The organism is Nocardia sp. NPDC127526 (assembly GCF_042672265.1).
In the GTDB taxonomy this organism is placed as follows: Bacteria; Actinomycetota; Actinomycetes; order Mycobacteriales; family Mycobacteriaceae; genus Nocardia.
On record NZ_JBHXVO010000008.1, the window covers coordinates 137,862 to 158,874 of the forward strand.

General features: G+C 67.8%; 20 protein-coding genes. 5 read left to right on the plus strand and 15 right to left on the minus strand.

The genetic code is table 11. The annotated features are described in order from the left end of the window. Nucleotides 1-36 precede the first annotated feature (36 nt). Nucleotides 37-291 carry a hypothetical protein gene (locus ACFVIV_RS16850; protein ID WP_379197133.1) on the plus strand — a complete coding sequence of 85 codons (255 nt, stop codon included), beginning with the start codon at nt 37-39 and terminating at the stop codon, nt 289-291. A 158-nt stretch (nt 292-449) separates the two neighbouring features. Here the strand turns inward: ACFVIV_RS16850 and ACFVIV_RS16855 are convergent, their stop codons facing one another. Continuing rightward, nucleotides 450-938 (minus strand): MarR family winged helix-turn-helix transcriptional regulator, encoded by a 489-nt coding sequence (locus ACFVIV_RS16855; RefSeq protein WP_379197135.1) that lies wholly within the window; start codon nt 936-938, stop codon nt 450-452. Nucleotides 939-974: 36 nt separating this feature from the next. On the opposite strand from ACFVIV_RS16855, the gene ACFVIV_RS16860 reads away from it, so the two are divergent. Continuing rightward, the gene (locus ACFVIV_RS16860) at nt 975-1,367 is read left to right on the plus strand and encodes a nuclear transport factor 2 family protein (protein ID WP_379197137.1); all 393 of its coding nucleotides are present in this window, start codon (nt 975-977) and stop codon (nt 1,365-1,367) included. A 16-nt stretch (nt 1,368-1,383) separates the two neighbouring features. Here the strand turns inward: ACFVIV_RS16860 and ACFVIV_RS16865 are convergent, their stop codons facing one another. The 7 genes from ACFVIV_RS16865 to clpB form a co-directional block, all read right to left on the minus strand. Beyond that, nucleotides 1,384-2,073, minus strand: a complete 690-nt coding sequence (locus ACFVIV_RS16865; protein WP_379197139.1) for a lysoplasmalogenase — start codon at nt 2,071-2,073, stop codon at nt 1,384-1,386. Nucleotides 2,074-2,075: 2 nt separating this feature from the next. Continuing rightward, nucleotides 2,076-3,134, minus strand: coding sequence for a beta-ketoacyl-ACP synthase 3 (locus ACFVIV_RS16870; protein WP_379197141.1), 1,059 nt, complete (start codon nt 3,132-3,134; stop codon nt 2,076-2,078). Between the two features lie 81 nt (nt 3,135-3,215). Next, nucleotides 3,216-3,761 (minus strand): orotate phosphoribosyltransferase, encoded by a 546-nt coding sequence (pyrE, locus tag ACFVIV_RS16875; protein WP_379197143.1) that lies wholly within the window; start codon nt 3,759-3,761, stop codon nt 3,216-3,218. Between the two features lie 8 nt (nt 3,762-3,769). Beyond that, complete coding sequence (locus ACFVIV_RS16880; RefSeq protein WP_379197145.1) at nt 3,770-4,582, minus strand: SDR family NAD(P)-dependent oxidoreductase; 813 nt, start codon at nt 4,580-4,582, stop codon at nt 3,770-3,772. A gap of 232 nt (nt 4,583-4,814) precedes the next feature. After that, entirely contained in the window at nt 4,815-5,939 is a 1,125-nt protein-coding gene (locus tag ACFVIV_RS16885; RefSeq protein ID WP_379197147.1) for a hypothetical protein, read from the minus strand. A gap of 80 nt (nt 5,940-6,019) precedes the next feature. Then, the gene (locus ACFVIV_RS16890; protein WP_379197149.1) at nt 6,020-6,895 is read right to left on the minus strand and encodes a DUF5666 domain-containing protein; all 876 of its coding nucleotides are present in this window, start codon (nt 6,893-6,895) and stop codon (nt 6,020-6,022) included. A 70-nt stretch (nt 6,896-6,965) separates the two neighbouring features. Further along, the gene (gene clpB, locus ACFVIV_RS16895; protein WP_379197151.1) at nt 6,966-9,521 is read right to left on the minus strand and encodes an ATP-dependent chaperone ClpB; all 2,556 of its coding nucleotides are present in this window, start codon (nt 9,519-9,521) and stop codon (nt 6,966-6,968) included. Between the two features lie 189 nt (nt 9,522-9,710). Between clpB and ACFVIV_RS16900 the strand changes: the two genes are divergently transcribed. From ACFVIV_RS16900 to ACFVIV_RS16910, 3 genes are all read left to right on the plus strand, one after another. Continuing rightward, on the plus strand, nt 9,711-10,688 hold the full coding sequence (locus ACFVIV_RS16900) for an NADP-dependent oxidoreductase (RefSeq protein WP_379197153.1): 978 nt from the start codon (nt 9,711-9,713) through the stop codon (nt 10,686-10,688). A gap of 155 nt (nt 10,689-10,843) precedes the next feature. Further along, nucleotides 10,844-12,004 carry a globin domain-containing protein gene (locus tag ACFVIV_RS16905; protein ID WP_379197155.1) on the plus strand — a complete coding sequence of 387 codons (1,161 nt, stop codon included), beginning with the start codon at nt 10,844-10,846 and terminating at the stop codon, nt 12,002-12,004. 238 nt (nt 12,005-12,242) lie between these two features. Continuing rightward, complete coding sequence (locus tag ACFVIV_RS16910; protein ID WP_379197441.1) at nt 12,243-12,962, plus strand: FAD-binding oxidoreductase; 720 nt, start codon at nt 12,243-12,245, stop codon at nt 12,960-12,962. A 35-nt stretch (nt 12,963-12,997) separates the two neighbouring features. On the opposite strand, the gene ACFVIV_RS16915 is transcribed toward ACFVIV_RS16910, so the two are convergent. The 7 genes from ACFVIV_RS16915 to ACFVIV_RS16945 form a co-directional block, all read right to left on the minus strand. Continuing rightward, complete coding sequence (locus ACFVIV_RS16915; protein ID WP_379197157.1) at nt 12,998-14,167, minus strand: globin domain-containing protein; 1,170 nt, start codon at nt 14,165-14,167, stop codon at nt 12,998-13,000. Nucleotides 14,168-14,620: 453 nt separating this feature from the next. Continuing rightward, a complete protein-coding gene (locus ACFVIV_RS16920) occupies nt 14,621-15,016 on the minus strand; it encodes a heat shock protein transcriptional repressor HspR (RefSeq protein WP_379197159.1) in 396 nt (131 codons plus the stop codon). Then, nucleotides 15,017-16,192 carry a molecular chaperone DnaJ gene (gene dnaJ / locus ACFVIV_RS16925; protein ID WP_379197161.1) on the minus strand — a complete coding sequence of 392 codons (1,176 nt, stop codon included), beginning with the start codon at nt 16,190-16,192 and terminating at the stop codon, nt 15,017-15,019. It abuts the gene before it with no gap. A gap of 30 nt (nt 16,193-16,222) precedes the next feature. Then, nucleotides 16,223-16,852 carry a nucleotide exchange factor GrpE gene (gene grpE / locus ACFVIV_RS16930; RefSeq protein WP_379197163.1) on the minus strand — a complete coding sequence of 210 codons (630 nt, stop codon included), beginning with the start codon at nt 16,850-16,852 and terminating at the stop codon, nt 16,223-16,225. Continuing rightward, complete coding sequence (dnaK, locus tag ACFVIV_RS16935) at nt 16,849-18,687, minus strand: molecular chaperone DnaK (protein ID WP_379197165.1); 1,839 nt, start codon at nt 18,685-18,687, stop codon at nt 16,849-16,851. The genes grpE and dnaK overlap by 4 nt, the downstream gene beginning before the upstream one ends. A 200-nt stretch (nt 18,688-18,887) precedes the next feature. Next, nucleotides 18,888-19,691: a DUF1707 domain-containing protein gene (locus tag ACFVIV_RS16940; protein ID WP_379197167.1), complete on the minus strand. Its 804-nt coding sequence runs from the start codon at nt 19,689-19,691 to the stop codon at nt 18,888-18,890. Between the two features lie 8 nt (nt 19,692-19,699). Beyond that, the gene (locus tag ACFVIV_RS16945; RefSeq protein ID WP_379197169.1) at nt 19,700-20,800 is read right to left on the minus strand and encodes a DUF1707 domain-containing protein; all 1,101 of its coding nucleotides are present in this window, start codon (nt 20,798-20,800) and stop codon (nt 19,700-19,702) included. Between the last annotated feature and the right edge of the window lie 213 nt (nt 20,801-21,013).

The following is a 21,013-nucleotide window of genomic DNA, read 5'->3' on the forward strand; positions in this document are numbered from 1 at the left end:
TGCGATGCGGCGAACGAATCCACCAGCACGAGCCGCTTGGCCGGATTCTTGTTGCAGGCCACCGCCCACAAGAATCGCGGCGAGGCGCGGTCCGGCTACGAGATGGACGCGCGATTCGACAAGAACGCTTCCGAGGTCACCTCCAGCGGTGCGCTGTCCGGTCTCGGCTCCGAGGCGTTCTTCGTCTGGACGCAGCGCGGGTTCAACTCCGGCGCCGTCCCCTCCACTCAGTTCGACACGACGGTTCTCGAGCGGATCGTCGCCTACAACGAGAAGGCATGCATGAAGTAGCCCCCGGGGCTGCGATCAGCCCTGTCGCTCGCCTCCAACAGCGATGAGCTTGGCAGCAAAGGCGTCGGCCTGGGCGGACACTAACGCGATGGATTTGGCGGGAAACCGCCAAACTCCGGGGTGTGTTGACCGTTCAGGCCAGTGCTTATGGTCGGGAATCACCGTTCGTGCGGTGGCAGCTTCACTGTCCGGTGACGGACCGCCTCCGCTATCCCGAGTTGTTCGGCGAAGGCGACCAAACCGGCTGTGAGAGCGGCAAGGCCGGGTTCACCGAGCCGTCGGGCAAGGGCTGCTTGGGATTTGGCGCGCGCCCGGCGCGCGGTCGTGATGCAGGCGGTTCCGCGTTCGGTGAGGGTGATGCGTCGCGCCCTGCGGTCGGCGGGGTCGGCGTTGCGGGTGACGTAGCCCAATGATTCGAGCTCGACCACGAGTTTCGATGCGCCCTGCTGGGTCATGCCCAGCTGCTCGGCGAGCTCGCCGACGGTGGGATTGCGGTCGATCAGATGTTGGAAGACGAAGCCGTGCGCCGGGCGGATATCGGCGAACCCGGCGGCATGCATCTGCTCGATCACCTTGGCGCTCACCGCTTCACCGGTGAGCATGACCAGGGTCGGGATGTCGAGCCCTTCCAGTGCTACATCACCCATATGCACAACTATAGTTGAACAACTACAGTTGTGCATATGACGCACTTCGACGACAAAGCCCGTGACCTGATGGCGGCTCTGGAAAGCGGGGCCACCGGTGATCAACTGCGCCCGTTCTTCCACCCCGACGCCGTCCAAGTCGAACACCCCAGCCGTGTAGTGCCGGCCGGCCGCACCCGCGCCTTGAACGCGATGCTCGAGGCGTCCATTGCCGGAGCGCGATTGTTCGCATCGCAGCGCTACGACATCCAGAACACGATCGCCGTGGAAAACCGTGTCGCAGTTCAACTTCGGTGGTCCGGCGTACTGGCGCAGCAATTGCAAGACCACAAACCGGGCGATGTCTTGGAGGCCGATGTGGCCATGTTCCTCACCTACGACGACGCGGGCCGAATTCTGCGGCAGGAAAGCTACGACTGCTATCCGTGATCGATCGGAGAGCGGACTAGCGGCGGTGTGCCCGGGGGTCGGCGAGCAGGTATTGCGCCGCCGCGTAGGTGCCCAGGATGACGCCTTCGGTGACGCGGCGCGAGCGCTCGGTGCGCGCGAAGATCTTGCGGAGCACGATGAGTCCGTCGGAGAGGGTGAACAGCAGTGCGCCCACGCCCAGGCGACTGCGCGGATCGGAGTTCGGGATATTCAGGCCCGCAATGTTTTTCGCGTCCGCGGCCAGGCCCGGATCGGAGGCCAGGGTGGCGGCGGAGCCCAAGGTCGCGCCATAGGCGGTGAGCGGCAGGGCAACTGCCGGAGCCTTGGCTCGCATGAGCGCGGCCGCGCCCAGCCAGGCCGCGAGTCGCTGACCCGCGATTGCCGGGCGCGGGCGCGCCCCACGACGCCACCACAGCCACGAGTAACCCGTCTGCATGACGGCGAAAGATGATGCGCCCGCGATCAATCGGCGGTCATTGTCCGGTTCTATAAGCAGCACGTCGCCGACCGTCGCGGCGGCCAGCGAGCCCAGTAGCACCGCGCGATCCGCGGGATCCAGATCCGAGCCGTTGACCGCCACATCCGCCGCCAGCAGCGGCATCATGAGCGGCTTGGCGAGCCATTGCAGCTTGTCGCGGCCGGTGACGGCGCCGAACACCGTCACCGCCGCGGCGCCGGCGAACGCGGCGCGAAACGGTCCGGCCATGACTAGAAGCTGGGCTCCGCCGGAGCCGGCGGCAGCACCGCGACCTGACCGGCGTAGGACAGGCCGGCGCCGAAGCCGAGCAGCAGCGCCAGCTGACCGCCCTTGGCCTTGCCGGTGACCAGCATCTCCTCCATGGCCAGCGGGATCGAGGCCGCCGACGTATTGCCGGTGTTCTCGATGTCATTGGCCATGGGGATGTCGTCGGCCAGGCCCAGGTTCTTCTTCATGAGCTCGTTGATTCGGGCATTGGCCTGATGCGGGATGAACACCTCGATGTCCTCCTTGGCCACGCCCGACACCTCGATGGCGCTGGACAGGGCGCGCGGCAGGGTGACCGCGGCCCAGCGGAAGACCTTGGGGCCCTCCATGTGCAGCGACATGCGGCCGACGGGCTCGACCGCCGGATCGGTGCCCTGCAGCCGCTGCGCCTTGTTCATGAATTCCAGGAAGTCGACGTCCTGGGCGATGGCCTCGGCGTTCTCGCCGTCGCTGCCCCACACCGTCGGGGAGATGCCGTTCTCCTCGGCGGGCCCGACCACGACCGCGCCGGCGCCGTCACCGAAGATCATGGCGGTGCCGCGGTCGGTCGGGTCGAGACCCACGGTCATGGTCTCGGCACCGATGACCAGGATGTATTCGGCCGAGCCGGAACGGATCATGTCCGCCGCGATACCGAGGCCGTAGCCGAAGCCGCCGCAGCCGGAGGTCAGGTCGAAGGCCGGAATGCCATTGATGCCGAGATCCGAGGCGATGGTGGGCGCGCCGTGCGGGGTGAGCTTGAGCCAACTGGAGGTGCACAGGATCAGCGCGCCGATCTTAGCGCGATCGAGGCCGGTGTTCTTCAGCGCGCGATCGCCCGCCGCCACCGCCATGGTGCGCAGCGTCTCGTCGCCACTGATCCAGCGCCGGTTGTTGATCCCGGTGCGGTCGAAGATCCACTCGGGAGTGGAGTCGAGCACCTCGCACACCTCGGCATTGCTGACGAGGCGCTGGGGGCGGTATGCCCCGATGCCGAGCATCGCGACATTCTGATGACCCTTGTTGACCGCAATGCTCACCACAGGTGACTCAACCCTTCACAACAGCGTGTCGACTTCGTTGTCGGACAGAAGACCAGGACCAGGCTAACTCAGAACAAATCGTTAACCCAGGGCAAGATCTTTGAGGCCGAGAATCGAACGATACTCGAGGCCCTCGGCCGCGATGACGCCGTCCGCGCCGGTCTCCCGATCCACCACCGTGGCCACGCCGACCACGATTGCTCCGGCGTCGCGGAGCGCGCGCACCGCGGTCAGCGGCGAGTTGCCGGTGGTCGTGGTGTCCTCCACCACCAGCACCCGCTTGCCCACGATGTCCGGGCCCTCGATCTGCCGCTGCATACCGTGCGACTTGGCCGCCTTGCGCACCACGAAGGCGTCGATGGGCCGGCCCGGCGCATGCATGACCGCGGCCGCCACCGGGTCCGCGCCCATGGTGAGCCCGCCGACCGAGTCGAAGTCCCAGTCCGCGACCAGCTCGCGCAGCAGCTTGCCGATCAGCGGCGCCGCCTCGTGATGCAGGGTGGCGCGGCGCAGATCCACGTAGTAGTCGGCTTCCTTGCCCGAGGACAGGGTCACCTTGCCGTGCACGACAGCGAGCTCGCGCACCAGGTCCGCCAATCTATCTCGATCGGTCGTCGTTACCTGCATTTCTGTGTTCATGTCCTTCCGAGTGCGTTGTACAGGCCCCGATTCAGGCGGGTCACCAGCGACCGGGGGATCAGTCCGGCGACCGCAGCGATCGCTTTGTACTGCATTCCGGGCACGCTGATCACCCGGTTCTTCTCCAGATCATCGAGCGACCCGGCCACCACCTCGTCCACGGTCAACCACAGCTGGCGCGGCAGCGAACCCGTATCGATTCCGGCTCGCTCATGGAATTCGGTGCGGACGAGTCCCGGGCACAATGCCTGCACCCGGACGCCGGTCCCGGCCAGCCCGCCCGCCAGCCCTTGCGAAAAGGATACGACGTACGCCTTGGAGGCCGAGTAGGTCGAGCCCCTCCCGGGTATCAGGCCGGCCATGCTGGCCACATTCACCACCGTGCCATTGGCCGCGTGCACCATGGCCGGCACCGCCGCCCGGGTCAACTGCATGACGGCGGTGACGTTCACATCCAGCTGGCGTTGCAGCAGTTCCGGATCCACCGTCCAGAACTCGCCCGAATTCCCGAATCCCGCATTGTTGACCAGGAATTCGACACCTTCGGCGAGCCGCGCCGCGACCCGCTCACGATCCTCGGCGCGCGCCAGGTCCGCGGGCAGTATCTCCGCCCGCGCCCCGAAGCGCACCTCGCAATCGTGCGCCAGCGCGACGAGCCGCTGCTCGTCGCGCGCCACCAGCACCAGGTCGTAGCCGAGCGAGGCGAGCCGGATGGCGTACGCCGCGCCAATACCCGAGGTCGGCCCGGTGACCACGGCCACCGGCCGGTGCGCGCCGGGCAGGCGCGATACGGGAGAGCTCTCGGTCATCGACTACCCATCGCTCGACAGACAGGGGGCACGGTCGCCGGTGACCGAGACTGCGCACCCATTCTTGTCCCTCGAGCCCCCTGGCGCGGGAACAACGCGCTGTATTTGATTTGTGGGGGACACCCCCACGCCCCCGGCGGGGGCACCCCGCACCCCACAGGGGCCAGCCCCCGCACCCCCGCAAGGGGCTCCGCCCCTTGACCCCGATGCCGGGTTGGGCGCGTCGGGAGGATCAGCGGGGGGTCGGGCCCTGGTATGGGCGGAAGCCGGGGTGGAAGGGGCCGCCGGGTGGGGCGCTGCGGCCCTGGTCCTTGCGCCAGCCTTCCTCGGGTTCGCGGTCGTCCTCGGGTTCCTCGTCGGGCCAGTCCTCGGGGTCGGGGTATTCGCCGTCCGGGTATTCGGCGGCGCGGCGGGCGTCCTCGGCGGCCCAGTCCTCTTCCTCTTCCGGGGCGGGCGGCCAGTTGCGGCGCGGGCGGTTGCGCGGGTCGGGCACGACTTTCAGTGCGGGACGCCAGGATTCGGGCTCGGAATCGGAGCCGGGATCGGATTCGTCGCCGGCGATATCGTTCACCAGCGGGCTGTAGTCGTCCTCGTCCTCGGGTTCGGGGCGGCGCGCCGGCTGGGTGCGGGCGGTCGGGCGCTCGGCCTCGTAGTCGCCGTCCTCGTCGTAGCCGTCGTAGTCGTCGTCCTCCGGAACCGGGTGCGAGCGGCCGGGTTCGGGCAGATCGTCGCGGGCGCGCTCGGAGCTGATGACCGGCGGCAGCACGTGCAGCAGACCGGACAGCCGCAGCACCGCGTCGATGGCGGTCTCCCAGTCCTTGGAGGTGGAGCCGACCGGCAGCATGCCGAGGGTCCAGTTGCCCTCGCTCCACAGCTGCTGCACGGTATCGGGCAGCGATTCGATGAACGCCACCATGCGCTGATCCACGGCGTGCCGGGCGATATCCGGATTGGTGGCGAACACGACCCGATCGCCGATGGCGCCGAGCAGTTCCAGATCGTGGTCCTTGGGCGGCGCGGCGGTCTTGAGCCGCAGGTCGATATCGATGTCCGAGCCGATCTGCCGGCGCACCGCGACCAGGGTGGCGGAGTCCTCCAGATCGAAGAGCACGAACTTCTCGCCCTTTCGGTTGCCGGACACCACGTCCACCGCCGACAGATAGCCGAGCTTGGCCAGCGCGCCGCGCCGCCAGGTGGAGGCCAGCGCCGGTTCCACCGAAACATAGGTGTAGCCCTGGGATTTCGCCCAGACCTGCCGCACGTGCCCGGTGCGCTGCCGTTGCAGCCGATCGAAATAGAGCAGCACGATCGCACCCACGAGCGCGATCGCCGCCAACCCGAACCATATAGCCGTCATCGCCGCCTACCCTATCCAGCCGGGACGTGAAATGCCCGGTACGCCTGCACGTTGTCGTGCGCGAGCCGCCGCCGGATCGCTCATCGGGGCGCGCTCGGCAGCGAGGTGCTGATGATGATCTTGGCCTGAATGGTTCCGTCGGCCGCCTTGTCCCCCTCCACCATCACCATCTCGCCGACCTTCAGGTCCGCCACGGTGGTGCTGGACAGCGAGATCACCTGGGTGCTCGCATCGGTTTTCACGGTGACGGTATCGCCGGCCAGGGTGGTCATGGTGAGCGTCTTGCCGTCGTTGCTCGCGATGGTGCCCATGTCCGCGCCGAGGCCCTCGATATCGCCGAAGCCGGGAATCTGCGGGATGCCGCTGGGTAGTGGCACCCCGGACGTACCGGTATCGAGGGGAAGCGGGAAGGCGTTGCCGGTGGTGGTCCGCGTCGAGGACGCGGTGTCGGAGGACGAATCCTTGTTCGCCAGCAGCACTCCCACGCTCACACCGGCCAGTGCGACGAGCACGAAGGCGGCGATGCCGAGGACCACCCAGAGATTCTTGTTGCGCTTGGGCGGTTGCGGACCGCCCGGGGGCGGATAGCCGCCGGGCTGCTGACCGCCCGGAACCCCGGGGGCGACCGGGTAGCCAGGGTAGCCGCCCGCGCCGGGTGGAGCGTACGCGCCGGGCTGCAGGTACTGGGTTTCGTAGCTGCTCGTCGGCGCGTACCCGCCGCCGCTCTCGTAGGCGCCCCAGGCGGCGTCGGGCGGCGGCATCACGCGGGTGGCGTCCGGCCCGGGCGGCTGCGCGAAGTAGTCGGTGGGCGCCGCGTAGTTCTCGGTGGGCCCGTACGCCGCACCTGCCTCCGCGGTGTGCCCGGCCGGCCCGCCGGCGCGACCGACCTTCTCGGTCGGCCCGTCCACCGGATCGGGGTCCGGCCGCCGCGACCACGGATCGCTGGGGTTGGTCATGGCCTCCAGGGTAGGCGGCGGCACACCGCGCGGCGCAGAACTACACCGCGCGGTGTGCGATTCGCCCGATTCAGCGGCCGACGATGAGGTGGTCGCCGTCTCCGCTGACATTGACCTTCACCGTGTCGCCGTCCTGGACCTCACCGGCCAGCAGCTCCTTGGCGAGGGTGTCGCCGATGGACTGCTGGATGAGCCGGCGCAGCGGGCGGGCGCCGTAGGCCGGGTCGTAGCCGCGCACGGCCAGCCAGAAGCGGGCCGAGTCGGAGACGTCCAGCTTCAGGCGGCGCTGGGACAGCCGCTGCTGCAGCTGGTCCAGCTGGATGTCGACAATGGTCTCCAGCTGTTCCTCGTCGAGGGCGTGGAACATGACCACATCGTCGAGCCGGTTGAGGAATTCCGGCTTGAACGCGGCGCGCACCGAGTTCATGACGAAATCCTTGTCGCCGCCCGCACCCAGGTTGGAGGTCAGGATGAGGATGGTGTTGCGGAAATCGACCGTGCGGCCCTGACTGTCGGTGAGCCGGCCCTCGTCGAGCACCTGCAGCAGGATGTCGAACACGTCCGGGTGGGCCTTCTCGATCTCGTCGAACAGCACCACCGTGTACGGGCGCCGGCGCACCGCCTCGGTGAGCTGGCCGCCCTGGTCGTAGCCGACGTAGCCCGGGGGCGCGCCGACCAGGCGGGCCACCGAGTGCTTCTCGCTGTACTCGCTCATATCGATGCGGACCATGGCGCGCTCGTCGTCGAACAGGAAGTCCGCCAACGCCTTCGCGAGCTCGGTCTTGCCGACGCCGGTGGGGCCCACGAACATGAACGAGCCGGTCGGCCGGTTCGGATCGGCGACGCCGGCGCGGGCGCGGCGCACCGCGTCCGAGACCGCCTGCACCGCTTCGGCCTGCCCGACGACGCGCTTGCCCAGTTCGTCCTCCATGCGGAGCAGCTTCTGGGTCTCGCCCTCCATCATCTTGCCCACCGGCACACCGGTCCACGACGACACCACCTCGGCGATATCGTCCGGCCCGACCTCCTCCTTGAGCATGACGTCGCCGTCGGCCGCGCCCTTGGCCTTGACCTCGGCCTCGCCGAGTTCCTTCTCCAGCTTGGGGATTCGCCCGTACCGGAGTTCGGCGGCCTTGCCCAGATCGCCGTCGCGCTCGGCGCGATCGGATTCGCCCCTGAGCTTGTCCAGCTCCTCCTTGATGTCGCGCACCGAGTCGATGGCCGCCTTCTCGTTCTGCCAGCGGGTCATCAACTGGTTGAGCTTCTCGCGATCGTCGGCGAGTTCGGAGCGCAGCTTCTCCAGGCGCTGCTTGGAGGCGTCGTCGGTCTCCTTGGCCAGCGCCATCTCCTCGATCTCCAACCGGCGCACGGCGCGTTCCACCTGATCGATTTCGACCGGGCGGGAATCGATCTCCATGCGCAGCCGCGAGGCGGACTCGTCCACCAGGTCGATGGCCTTGTCCGGCAGGAACCGCGAGGTGATGTAGCGATCCGACAGCGTGGCGGCGGCGACCAGCGCGGAGTCGGTGATGCGCACGCCGTGGTGCACCTCGTAGCGCTCCTTGAGCCCGCGCAGGATGCCGACGGTGTCCTCCACCGACGGCTCGCCCACCAGGACCTGCTGGAACCGGCGCTCCAGGGCCGGATCCTTCTCGATGTGCTGGCGGTATTCGTCGAGCGTGGTGGCGCCGACCAGGCGCAGCTCGCCGCGCGCCAGCATGGGCTTGATCATGTTCCCGGCGTCCATGGCGGATTCGCCGGTCGCGCCCGCGCCGACAATGGTGTGCAGTTCGTCGATGAAGGTGATGATCTGCCCCGCACTGGATTTGATCTCCTCCAGCACGGCCTTGAGCCGCTCCTCGAATTCGCCGCGGTACTTCGCGCCCGCGACCATGGCGCCCAGGTCGAGCGAGACGAGGCGCTTGCCGCGCAGCGATTCCGGGACGTCGCCGGCGATGATGCGCTGTGCCAGACCCTCCACGATGGCGGTCTTGCCCACGCCCGGCTCGCCGATGAGCACCGGATTGTTCTTGGTGCGCCGCGACAGCACCTGCACCACGCGCCGGATCTCGGCGTCGCGCCCGATGACCGGATCCAGCTTGCCCTCGCGGGCGGCGGCGGTGAGATCGGTGGAGTACTTCTCCAGGGCCTGATAGCTGCCCTCGGGATCGGGGGTGGTGACGCGGGTGTTGCCGCGCACGGCGGTGAACGCCTCGCGCAGATTGTCCGCGGTGGCGCCGTACTTCAGCAGCAGCTGCGAGACGTCCGAGTCCCCGGCGGCCAGGCCGACCATGAGGTGCTCGGTGGAGACGTATTCGTCGCCCATCTCGGTGGCGAGCCGCTGGGCCGCGGTGACGGCGGCCAGGGCCTCGCGCCCGAGCTGCGGGGTGGTGGTCGCGCCGCTGGCGCGGGGCAGGCGGTCGACGATGTCCTGGGCCTCGCGCCGGACCGTCGCCGGGTCGACTGCGACGGCCTTCAGCAGCGGGGCGGCGATGCCGTCGGTCTGATCCAGCAACGCCACCAGCAAGTGCGCCGGACGAATCTCCGGATTGCCGGCGGCGGAGGCCGCTTGCAATGCGGCGGTCAGGGCCGCCTGAGTCTTGGTGGTGGGATTGAACGAGTCCACTGTCACCTTCCTACTAGTCGTTTACTCGATCCAACGCGGCAGAAGTTGAGTCTGTTCCGCTCAAGTCTGACGAGTTTTCGACAACGGCACCAGAGGGACGTACGTCACACACAACGCTACGCTGGAACCAGTTCGTTGACGCATCACCGCAGCCGTTCCGTCCCGGTAGTTCCGAACGAATGGAGCCCCATGCGCGCGATCGTGATTCGAGAATTCGGCGGCACTCCCGAGCCGGCGGATATGCCGGTCCCCGAGCCGGGACCGGGGCAGATTCAGATTCAGCTGGAAGCGGCCGGGGTGAACCCGTTCGACAAGCGCATCATCGACGGCTATCTGGACGGCAAGCTGCCGCACGACTTTCCGCTCATACCGGGCGTCGACGGCGCGGGCAGCGTCTCGGCGGTGGGCCCGGACGTGACGGATTTCGAAATCGGCGAGCGGGTGGTCGGCAAATTCCTCGTACCGCCGGTCGGGCACGGCACCTTCGCCGAATACATCGTGGTCCCGCGGGTCAGCAGCATTGCCAAGGTCCCCGACGAGATCACCGCCATCCAGGCCGCGGCGCTGCCCACCGCGGGCATTACCGCGCTCGATCTGGTGCACGCCGCGAAGGTGGGGACCGGGCAGACGGTGCTGGTGGTCGGGGCGACCGGCGGGGTGGGGTCGTATCTGGTGCAGCTGGCGACCCTCGCGGGCGCGCACGTCATCGCCACCGCACGGCCCGACGCCACCGATCGGATGCTGCGGCTGGGCGCGGCCGAGGTGGTCAACTACGGGCGGATCCCGGTCGGCGATTCCCCGACCCAGCAGCAGACGGCCGAGCTGTCCATCGCCGATTCGGTGCGCATCACCGTGCCCGGCGGGGTCGACGTGCTCTTCGATCTGGTCAGTCCGCCGGAGGTCTTCGCCCAGCACCTGGAACTCGTCAAGGCGGGCGGCGCGGCCTACACCACGGTCTGGTCCGCCGACGAGGAGGAGCTGAAGCGGCGCGGGATAACCGGCGGCAACTTCGAATCCCACGGCGGCGCACCCGAGTTGCGGGAGCTGCTGCGCGATGTCGGCAACGGTGATCTGGTGGTCCCCATCGACGCCACCCCGCCGCTCGCCGACGCCCCGGAAGTTATCGGCGCATCCGGCGCACGCGGCAAGACGGTGCTGGTCATCTGAACCTTCGGTTCCGCCTCCGGCCTCTCCGCGGCTCCGAATGACCCCAGCTTGGCTATATCCGTGCGACCACCGTTTTTTCAGGGATACTTGACGCGGAGGGCAGCCCGGAACCGGGCTCGTCCGGGGTAGCAGCAGAGGAAGGAAAGCTCGACGTCGTGGATGCGCGTTCGGCAGCGCTGGTCCGCGCAAACTTTCGGACAGTCGTCGAGGCCCAGCACGGGCCCGAACGACTGATCAGCGCGTTCTACGGTCACCTTTTCGCGGAGATACCCGCCCTGCGGGAGCTGTTCCCCTCCGCCATGGACATGCAGGCGAAACGCCTCGTCACCGCCATCCAGTTCGTCCTCGACAATCTGGAGGACTGGGATCGCGCCCAGCGCTTCCTGGAGCAGCTGGCGCGCGATCACCGCAAGTACGGCGTGGAGGCGGCGCACTACGACATCGCGGGTCGTGCGCTGCTCTCGGCCTTCCGCAGTTACAACGGGGTCGGGCACTGGAACCGGCAATTGGAGGCCGGGTGGCGCGATGTCACCATCCTGATCTCGGCGTCCATGGCCATCGGCGCCAATTCCGACAAATCGCAACCCTATTGGGAGGCGACGGTAGTCGGGCACCGGCGGGTGGTGGACGATCTGGCCATTGTGCGGCTGCAATCGGATACGCCCATCCCGTACGGGGCCGGACAGTACGTTCCGGTCGCCATTCCGCAGCGGCCCAAGATGTGGCGGTACCTGTCGCCGGCCATCCCCACCAATCCCTACGGCGAGATCGAATTCCATGTGCGCAAGGTCCGCACCGGCTGGGTGAGCCCGGCCATCGTGAACGAGACCAAGGTCGGCGACCGCTGGATGATCGCCGCGCCGCTGGGCGGCCTGCACGTGGATCTGAGCAGCCGCAAGGATGTGCTCATGATCAGCTCGGGCACCGGCATCGCGCCGATTCGCGCCCAGCTGATCGAGATGGGGCGGCGCGGCATCAATCCGCGCGTGCACCTGTTCATGGGCGGGCGCTACCCCTGCGATCTCTACGATGTGGAGAACATGTGGCAGCTCTCGCAGAGCAATCCGTGGCTGACCGTGATTCCGGTGTGCGAGAACGAAACCAACCCCTGGTGGCATCCGTATCCGCCGGCCGAGACGCCGTTCGGCATGCACCGGCGGCTCATCGGTAACCTGGGCGCGGTGGTGGCCAGTTTCGGCGCCTGGGCGGATCGGCAGATCCAGATCGCCGGGTCGGCCCGCATGATCGCCGATACCAAGCGGGCGCTGCTCGCGGTGGGCACCCCGGAGCGGAACATCATGTCCGATCCCGTCTAGATTCGGGATTCGGTGTAGCACAACATATTTCGATGATCAGGAGTTTGCCTTGACGCGCGGCCCGGACGATACCGACGAGTTCCCGATCATCAAGGCGGTGCCGTCCTACGCCGATACCGACGAACTACCCATCGTCACACCGGATACCCCGCCGCCGGACGGGCATCCGGCCGCGGCCCGGACCGCGGCTCCGTCCGCGCCCGGGCCCGGCGCCGCGGACGGGGAATGGTCGGCGACCGTGGTGGGCGCGCACCGGCTGCGCGAGGACCTCACGGTGATCCGGCTGATCGGCGAGTTCGTGCCGTTCGCGGCCGGGCAGTCGATGGAGGTGCGCACGCCGCAGCATCCGAATATCGCGCGGCGCTTGTATTCCGCCCTGCCGCCCTCGCTGGACGGCAAGCTGGAATTCCATGTGCGCACCGTGCCCGGCGGCTGGTGCAGCGGTTCGCTGGTATCGGACACCCGCGCCGGGGACGAATGGCGGATCAGCAATCCGGGCGGCTGGCTCACGGTGGACGAGGACGCCACCGAGATCGTCATGATCGCCGACGGCATCGGCCTGGCCCCGCTGCGCGCGCTGCTGCTGGACCTGTCCCGCCGCGCTACACCGCCGAACCTCACCCTGTTCCTCGGCGGACGCTACCCGCGCGACCTCTACGCCGCCGACATGCTCTATCTGCTGACCGAGCAATTCCCTTGGCTCACAGTGCTTCCGGTGGTGCAGGACGAGCACGATCCCAGCCGCGCCGATGCCTGGTACGAGGCGTGCAAGGTGGATGTCGGCTTCCAGCCGGAGGAAATGCTGCCCGGGACACTCGCCGAGGCCGTCGCACGATTCGCGCCCTTCGATCACCAGCAGATCCTGGTGTGCGGCAATTCCGGTCAGGTGCAGGCCGTGGTCGATCGCCTCATCGCGACCGGGACGCCGCGCGAAAACATTCGATACGAAGGGTTTTGAGACGCCCGTCATCCCGGAATGACGAGGGGAACTGCTCAGAACAGCGGGTCGTGGCGAATGTTCTGGGTCGGGGTGCCCGCGGCCATGAGCCGGAACTTGGTGGTCTGCACCATGGAAGGTGAACCGACGATCTGCACGTCACGATCCGCCCAGGGCCCGAATCCCGCCACGATCTTGCCGATCTGACCTACCCGCCGTGGCTGTAAGCCCGGAAGCTCCTTGGGCTCATCGGAATCCGCGAAATGCCACCACGGGTTCTCATTGCTCTCGGTGACCGGGTTGACGCTGAGCCACTTGTTGGCGCGCGCCAGCTGACTCAGGATCTCCAGATCGTAGAGATCGCACGGGTAATGCCCGCCGACGAACAGATCCACCTTGGGATTGGAGCGCCGCGCGGTCATGGCCATGAGCTGGGCGCGCAGCGGGGCGATCCCGGTGCCGCAGCCGATCATGAGCATCTTGCGGCGAGTATTGCGCGGCACGCCGAGCCCGCCCAGCGGCGAGCCGATCAGCCACTGCTCGCCGACCCGGGTGTGCCCGACCATGGCCGGGCTGACCCAGCCGCCGGTGACGCCGCGAATGTGGAATTCCAGTTCGCCGCTGGCATTGGCCGGTATGGCCGGGGACAGGTAGCGCCACATGCGCGGCCGGGACGGGATCTGCACGCTCATGTACTGCCCGGCCGCGTACTGCATGGGCTGGTCCAGCTTCAAGCGCACCACGGCGAGATTGCGCAGCACCTCGCGGTGTTCTGTGACGGTGCCGGTCCAGACCGGCGGGGTGCCCTCCTGCTCGGCGGCGCCGATCATGGTGTCGGCGATGACGCCGATGCCCTCGTCCCAGGCGCGGTCGACCTCGTCGGTCCACATCTCGGTGCCGGCATAGGCCTGCATGGCGGTCTTGAGCGATTTCCCCACGGCCGCATAATGTTCGGCAACCACACCGTATTTGCGATGGTCGCGCCCGAGCTGGGCGAGGAAGGGCAGTAGTTTGTCCGGTTCCTCCAGGCGGTCGACCACATAGGCGATGGCCCGGACCAGCCGGTCGCGCTGGGCGTCGAGGGCGGCCGGGAAGAAGTCGCGAACTTGTGGGTAATCCGTGAAAAGGATGGCGTAGAACGATCGTGCGAGTTTTTCGGGGCCGCCTTCCTCCGCAGCAACCGCCTTGAACGTCGTTCTAATCAATGCGACGGTCCGCGAATCCATTTGTGTCACAACCCCATTTCGCACTCGAACACGGGCGAGGCCGGCGAGTGCAGTGCTGCGGGACACTCGACAGCAGCCGTTGCCAAGCAAGTGTAGGTGAGGTTTGCCAGCAACGGAACGGGACGTTTCAACAACACGCCTGTAATTCCCTTAAATTGAGGACAGCGCAGGGTTATTTACCTGAAAACAGACTGTTCACCTGGAACACGCCGAGAGACACGGGGTTTCACTCGCCGATCTTGCGAGATCCGTTTTGCAAGACTCAGAAACTCAGCGACCGCACCGCAACCTCGCTCGCACATTAATTGCCTTGTCTCACAAGGACAAAACTCACAAACGGAATAATTCAATAACCGTCCGGTCTGTATCTATTTCCGCCCAACCCCAACTCATCAAAAAAGGTGCGAGAGCCGAAGCCCCCGCACCTTTTCCGCTACCCGCGGTGCGTACCGCCTACTGCGAGTGCCGCCGATTGCGCGGCTGCCACACCACGAGCGCGGTGCTACGCGGGGCGGGAGTCAGGTCGGGGCGGTACCCCGACCGGAGTCTTTCCACCTCGGCGGCCAACTCCGCGACCCGGTGCTGCAGCTCCTCGACCTGATTGGTGAGTTCGATGATCCGTTTGATGCCCGCCAGGTTGACGCCCTCGTCCTGGGACAGGCGCTGCACCTCGCGGAGCAGCTCCACATCCCGGTTCGAGTAGCGCCGGCCGCCGCCGGAGGTGCGCTGCGGCGAGACCAGGCCCAGCCGGTCATAGGTGCGCAGCGTCTGGGCGTGCATGCCCGCCAGCTGCGCGGCCACCGAGATCAGGAAGTACTGCGCCTCGGCCTTTTTCGGATCGGAACTCATTTACGCACCTGCCCATCCGGCACGCGGATCGAAGCCACTTTCCTTCTCCGCCTCCGCATAGCGCCGCAGCGCCTCGGTGGCATTGTCGTCCAGTTTCTGCGGGATCGCGACCTTCACCGTGACCAGCAGATCGCCCGCACCGCCGCCGCCCCGCTTGGGCACGCCGCGGCCGCGCACCCGCAGGGTACGGCCGTCCGCGGTGCCCGGCGGCACCTTGACGCCAACGCGGCCGTCCAGGGTCGGCACCGAAACCGTTGTGCCCAGCACCAATTCGCTGTAACTCACCGGCAGCACCAGGGTCAGGTCGTCGCCATTGCGGCCGAACACCTTGTCCTGGCTGACATGCACGGTGACATACAGATCGCCCGGAGGCGCACCGCGCAGGCCCGCCTCGCCCTGACCGGCCAGCCGGATCCGCTGTCCGTCGCGCACACCCGGGGGAATGCGGACGGTAATGGTGCGGGTCCGGTTCTGGATGCCGGTGCCGCGGCAGTCGCCGCACGGATCGTCGATGATCGACCCGGTGCCCCGGCAGTCCTCGCACGGCTCGCTGAATCCGAACGCACCCTGATTGCGGCTGATCACGCCGGAACCATTGCAGTGCGGGCAGACTCGCGGACTGGTGCCCGGCTTGGCGCCGCTGCCGTGGCAGGTGGTGCACGCCGCCGGGCTGGTCATCCGCAGCGGGACCGTCACGCCCTGGGCGGCCTCGCGGAAGCCCAGGGTCGTCTCGGTCTCCACATCGCTGCCGCGCCGCGGGCGCGACGAGGTGCGGGCGCCGCCGCGATTGAACAGGCCGCCGAGGATATCGCCGAGACCGCCGTCCCCGGCGGTCGCACCGGCGCCGCCGAAGATATCGCCCAGGTTGAACTCACCGGAGAACCCGCCCGGCTGGCCGTAGCCGCCGCCGGGCGAGAAGCCGCCGCGGCCGTAGCCGCCGCTCGCGAAGAGCCGGCGGGCCTCGTCGTACTCCTTGCGCTTCTCCGGATCCGACAGCACGGCATGCGCCTCGCTGACGGCCTTGAATCGCTCCTCCGCCTTGGCATCTCCCGGATTCTTGTCCGGATGCAGATCCCGGGCGAGCTTGCGATAGGCCTTCTTGACCTCGTCCTGGGTGGCGCTGGAGGAAACACCCAGCTCCTTGTAGAAGTCCTTCTCGAGCCACTCCCGATTCACCGGGCATCTCCTCCTCTCGGATTACTCGTATTACTCGGTAGCAGCGGCATCGGAGCCGGCGTTCGTCGAATCCGATGCGCTGCCGGTCTGTTCCGCTACGCCGTCGGTGACGCCGACCAGCGCGTGGCGCAAGACGCGATCGCCGAACTTGTAGCCCTTGCGCATGACCATGCCGATCACCGGATCGTGTCCGGAGCCCTCGTGCTGGACGGCCTCGTGCAGGGTCGGGTCGAAAGGCTCACCCTCCGAACCGAAGTCGACGAGTCCCTGTTTCTGCAGGGCGGTGACCAGTTTGTCCGCGACCGACTTGAGCGGTCCGGTCTCCAGGTCGCCGTGCGCGCGGGCGCGGTCGAGATCGTCGAGCACGCCGAGCAATTCGCTGACCACCGACGCCTTGGCGGTTTCGATGGTGGCCTGGCGGTCGCGCTCGACGCGGCGGCGGTAGTTGGCGTATTCGGCGGTCAGCCGCTGCAGGTCGGAGGTGCGCTCGGCGAGTTCGGCGCTGATGGCGTCCGCGAGCGAATCCTCGCTCGTGGCAATGTCATCCGCGGCCGAAGCCGCGGCGGAGGACTCCGCCGCGGCCTCGCCAACCTGACCCGCGAGCGGATCAACGACATCGTCGATGATGACCGGCTCTTCTTCCGGGTTCGGCTTGGTCACTTCTTCTCCGGCTCCTCGACGACCTCGGCGTCGACCACGGTGTCATCGGACTCCGGCGCGGCCGCGCCATTGCCCTGGGCGGCCTGCTCGGCGCCCGCGGCCTCGTAGATGGCCTGGCCCAGCGCCTGCGACTCGGTCGCGAGCTTCTCCACCGCGGTCTTGATGACCGCGATATCGGTGCCCTTGAGCGCCTCGTTGGCCTCCGCGATGGCCGCCTCGACCTTGGTCTTGACCTCGGCCGGGACCTTGTCCTCGTTGTCCTTGATGAACTTCTCGGTCTGGTGCACCAGCGACTCGGCCTGGTTGCGGGTCTCCGCCTCCTCGCGACGCGCCTTGTCCTCGGCCGCGTGCGCCTCGGCGTCCTTCACCATGCGGTCGATCTCCTCCTTGGACAGGCCGGAGCCGTCCTGGATCTTGATCGTGTTCTCCTTGCCGGTGCCCTTGTCCTTGGCGGTGACGTGCACGATGCCATTGGCGTCGATGTCGAAGGTGACCTCGATCTGCGGCACGCCGCGCGGGGCCGGCGGGATGCCGGTCAGCTCGAAGGAGCCGAGCAGCTTGTTGTGCGAGGCGATCTCGCGCTCACCCTGGTAGACCTGGATCTGCACGGACGGCTGGTTGTCGTCGGCCGTGGTGAAGGTCTCCGAGCGCTTGGTCGGAATGGTGGTGTTGCGCTCGATGAGCTTGGTCATCACGCCGCCCTTGGTCTCGATGCCCAGCGACAGCGGGGTGACATCGAGCAGCAGGACGTCCTTGACCTCACCCTTGAGCACACCGGCCTGCAGGGCGGCGCCGATGGCGACGACCTCGTCCGGGTTCACACCCTTGTTGGGCTCCTTGCCGCCGGTCAGCTCCTTGACGAGCTCGGAGACGGCGGGCATGCGGGTCGAGCCGCCGACGAGCACCACGTGGTCGATATCGCTCACGGAGATGCCGGCGTCCTTGATGACGGACTGGAACGGCTTGCGGGTGCGGTCCAGCAGATCGGAGGTGATCTTCTGGAACTCGGCGCGGGTCAGCTGCTCGTCCAGGAACAGCGGGTTCTTGTCCGCGTCGACGGTGATGTAGGGCAGGTTGATCGAGGTCGACTGCGAGGACGACAGCTCGATCTTGGCCTTCTCCGCGGCCTCCCGCAGCCGCTGCATGGCCATCTTGTCCTTGGTCAGGTCGATGCCCGAGGTGCCCTTGAACTTGTCGACCAGCCACTGCACGATGCGCTCGTCCCAGTCGTCGCCACCGAGGTGGTTGTCACCGGAGGTGGCGCGGACCTCGACGACGCCCTCGCCGATCTCCAGCAGCGAGACGTCGAAGGTGCCGCCGCCGAGGTCGAAGACCAGGATGGTCTGTTCCTTGTCGCCCTTGTCCAGGCCGTACGCCAGCGCGGCGGCGGTGGGCTCGTTGACGATGCGAAGCACGTTCAGGCCCGCGATCTGGCCGGCCTCCTTGGTGGCCTGGCGCTGCGCGTCCTCGAAGTAGGCGGGGACGGTGATCACGGCGTCGGTGATCTCTTCACCCAGGTAGGCCTCGGCATCGCGCTTCAGCTTCATGAGCGTGCGCGCGGAGATCTCCTGCGGGGTGTACTTCTTGCCGTCGATCTCGACCGACCAGTCCTCGCCCATGTGGCGCTTGACGGACCGGATGGTGCGGTCGACATTGGTGACGGCCTGGTTCTTGGCGGGCTGACCGACGAGCACCTCACCGTTCTTCGCGAATGCGACAACGGACGGGGTGGTGCGCGATCCTTCCGAGTTGGCGACGACGACCGGCTCACCGCCTTCGAGAACAGCGATGACCGAGTTCGTGGTCCCGAGGTCGATACCGACCGCACGAGCCATGGTGATTCCTCCTGGTTGACGTACTTACACAGTCCTCAGCAAGTAACACTGAGCGTGGTCGGCTCAATCCTGCCTCCGGATTGCTCCGAGTGCAAGCTGAACTTGAGTCGTACCCGCTCAACCTTGTCTGAACAGCTCCAACGGGTGATGCACGTCGCCTATTCCCAGGCGTGCGAAAAATTCTCCCCGGAGCCCGGGGGTCATTTGTCGGCGGGATACACCGAGAGGGGCTCACCGGCCAGGGTCAGCGTCATATGCCCGGACCGGGGGCCGTCCTTGGCGTAGATGGCGACGGTCGCTGCGGTGACGGTCGAGTTCGGATCGGTGAGATTCGCACCCGGCGTGCGATCGATGAGCACGTGGGTGATCTCGCCGCCGGGCACGCCCAGGGTCTGCGGGGCTCCGGCGATCAGGCGCGCCAGCTTCGCCACATCGAGGGTCGCCAGATCCAGCGGGGTCGTCGAATCGTCGCGCGAGGTGCTGTCGATCCGGAAGCCGGACGCGTTGTAGTAGATGTCCTCGGCGCGTTCCGGATCACTCGTGGCACGCTCGGCCAGCACGTATTCCGGATACAGGCTCACCTCGTCCACCATCAGGTCCCCGTACCGATCCCGGTACGCCGCAAGGAAACTCGCGATCCCCGGCCCGGTGGTGGGGTCCGGCAGCGGCGGATTCGACGCGGTCGTGCGGGCCACGCACCCGCCCAGCGCGCCGAGCAGGGCGGCCACCACGACCACGACCCCCGCCGCCTGCCAGCGCAGCGACGGTTTGCGCCGATCCACCCGCACCACCGGCGCATCGGCCAGATTGCGCGGAATCTGCAAGTCGTGGATCAGCCGGTCGAGATCTCCGAAAGTCTGGGCGCGCATGGCTTTCGCCGTGCGCTGCGTGTGCTCGGCCTCGGTCAGCTCGCCTTCGGCCCGGGCGGCGTCGAGCAGCGCGCACGCGTCCACGCGGTCGGCGTCGCGGACCCGCAGCTTGGCGTGGCGTCGATTCTCGGTCATCTCGCCGCCTATCGCTGGAACGGCCAGCTGCGCACGACGACGCCCGCCGGGGTCGCGTAGAGGTGACCGTATTCCTGAAACTTGTTGCTCACGTAGACCGAGACGAGCGGTCCGGCGCCGTCGTCGGCGAAAGCCGGGTCGGGTTCGAAGCTGAGATGGCTCAGCGTGCCGCCGTCGACCCGCAGCAGCGTGGGTGCGTCGGCTATCAGCGTGGCCAGCGCGGCCACGTCCAATGCGGCGAGATCGAATACGGCGGTGGTCGTTTCGCGCGTGGCGACCGAGTTCGACTGCTCGAATCCGCCCCGGTATCGGTATTCCACCTTCCGATTCGGCTGACCGGGCACCGCACGCGTCAGGCTCGCATGCTCGTCGAACAGATCCAGACCATCGACCAGCGTGTCACCGAACTTGGCGCGATACACCTCCCGGAAGTGTGTAATGCCTTCCGCCGTCAGCAGATTCGGCGTCGGCACCACCAGCGGCTCGATCACCCCGAGGTCCACCGCCGGCGCACCGGCCGGTTGCGCGGCGGGCCGGTCCACCCACACGAACATGCCCACCGCCGCGGCGACCGCCGCCGCCGTCACCGCCGCGCCGAACCAGGGCCGCCGCCGCGCCCCCGGCGGCCGCGGCGGTTCGGGCGCGTCCGCCGCCCGCTGCAAATCCGCCGTCAGCGCCTCCAGATCGCCCAGAGTCCGTGCCCCCGCGGCCAATTCGACCATCGTCCGATGATCGTCCGCCGACAACTGCCCATCCCCGTGCGCCGCATCCAAAATCGCACTGGTCGCAGCCCGATCCGCGTCCCGGGCCCGCACATGCCCCGGATACACCCCCGCCCGCCGCCGCGCCCGCGCCTGTTTCGCCTCCGGCAGTCCGAGATCCGCGGTCCCCGCCGACTGCTGCAAGTCCCCCACCAGCTCGCGCAGCTCCCCCAACGTCTGCGCCCGCCCCGCCGCCTCCGACCGCTCGTGATACTCCTCGGCAGTGAGCTGCCCCTCCTCATAGGCGGCATCCAGCCGCCCCCGCACATTCACCCGATCGATATCCCGCGCCCGCACCCGCCCGGCCGCACCCGCCTCCCCCGACGCCCCGGCCGAACTCGCACTCACGCCCGAATCGTAGATCCGCCCCGCCCCCGATGCGCACCGAAAGACAACATTCGCGGGAACCCACGTCGTACGAGGTAAAAGCCCGTCCCGACCGCCCAGCACGTGGACGGAGATCCCTCGTCACCCGACGCGAATCCCTCTCGGCATCCCGGCACGAGCCGCTTTCACGATCCCGGCGTGAGCCACGCCGTCATCCCGGCGTGAGCCACTCCG

Bases quoted from the DNA above. Each gene is read 5' to 3' on its own strand.
- ACFVIV_RS16920 (WP_379197159.1), bottom strand. From the start codon at position 15,016: ATGAGTTCCGATCCGAAAAAGGCCGAGGCGCAGTACTTCCTGATCTCG.
- ACFVIV_RS16915 (WP_379197157.1), bottom strand. From the start codon at position 14,167: ATGGATTCGCGGACCGTCGCATTGATTAGAACGACGTTCAAGGCGGTT.
- ACFVIV_RS16860 (WP_379197137.1), top strand. From the start codon at position 975: ATGACGCACTTCGACGACAAAGCCCGTGACCTGATGGCGGCTCTGGAA.
- ACFVIV_RS16865 (WP_379197139.1), bottom strand. From the start codon at position 2,073: ATGGCCGGACCGTTTCGCGCCGCGTTCGCCGGCGCCGCGGCGGTGACG.
- ACFVIV_RS16890 (WP_379197149.1), bottom strand. From the start codon at position 6,895: ATGACCAACCCCAGCGATCCGTGGTCGCGGCGGCCGGACCCCGATCCG.
- ACFVIV_RS16900 (WP_379197153.1), top strand. From the start codon at position 9,711: ATGCGCGCGATCGTGATTCGAGAATTCGGCGGCACTCCCGAGCCGGCG.
- ACFVIV_RS16855 (WP_379197135.1), bottom strand. From the start codon at position 938: ATGGGTGATGTAGCACTGGAAGGGCTCGACATCCCGACCCTGGTCATG.
- ACFVIV_RS16880 (WP_379197145.1), bottom strand. From the start codon at position 4,582: ATGACCGAGAGCTCTCCCGTATCGCGCCTGCCCGGCGCGCACCGGCCG.
- ACFVIV_RS16885 (WP_379197147.1), bottom strand. From the start codon at position 5,939: ATGACGGCTATATGGTTCGGGTTGGCGGCGATCGCGCTCGTGGGTGCG.
- dnaK (WP_379197165.1), bottom strand. From the start codon at position 18,687: ATGGCTCGTGCGGTCGGTATCGACCTCGGGACCACGAACTCGGTCATC.
- pyrE (WP_379197143.1), bottom strand. From the start codon at position 3,761: ATGCAGGTAACGACGACCGATCGAGATAGATTGGCGGACCTGGTGCGC.
- ACFVIV_RS16940 (WP_379197167.1), bottom strand. From the start codon at position 19,691: ATGACCGAGAATCGACGCCACGCCAAGCTGCGGGTCCGCGACGCCGAC.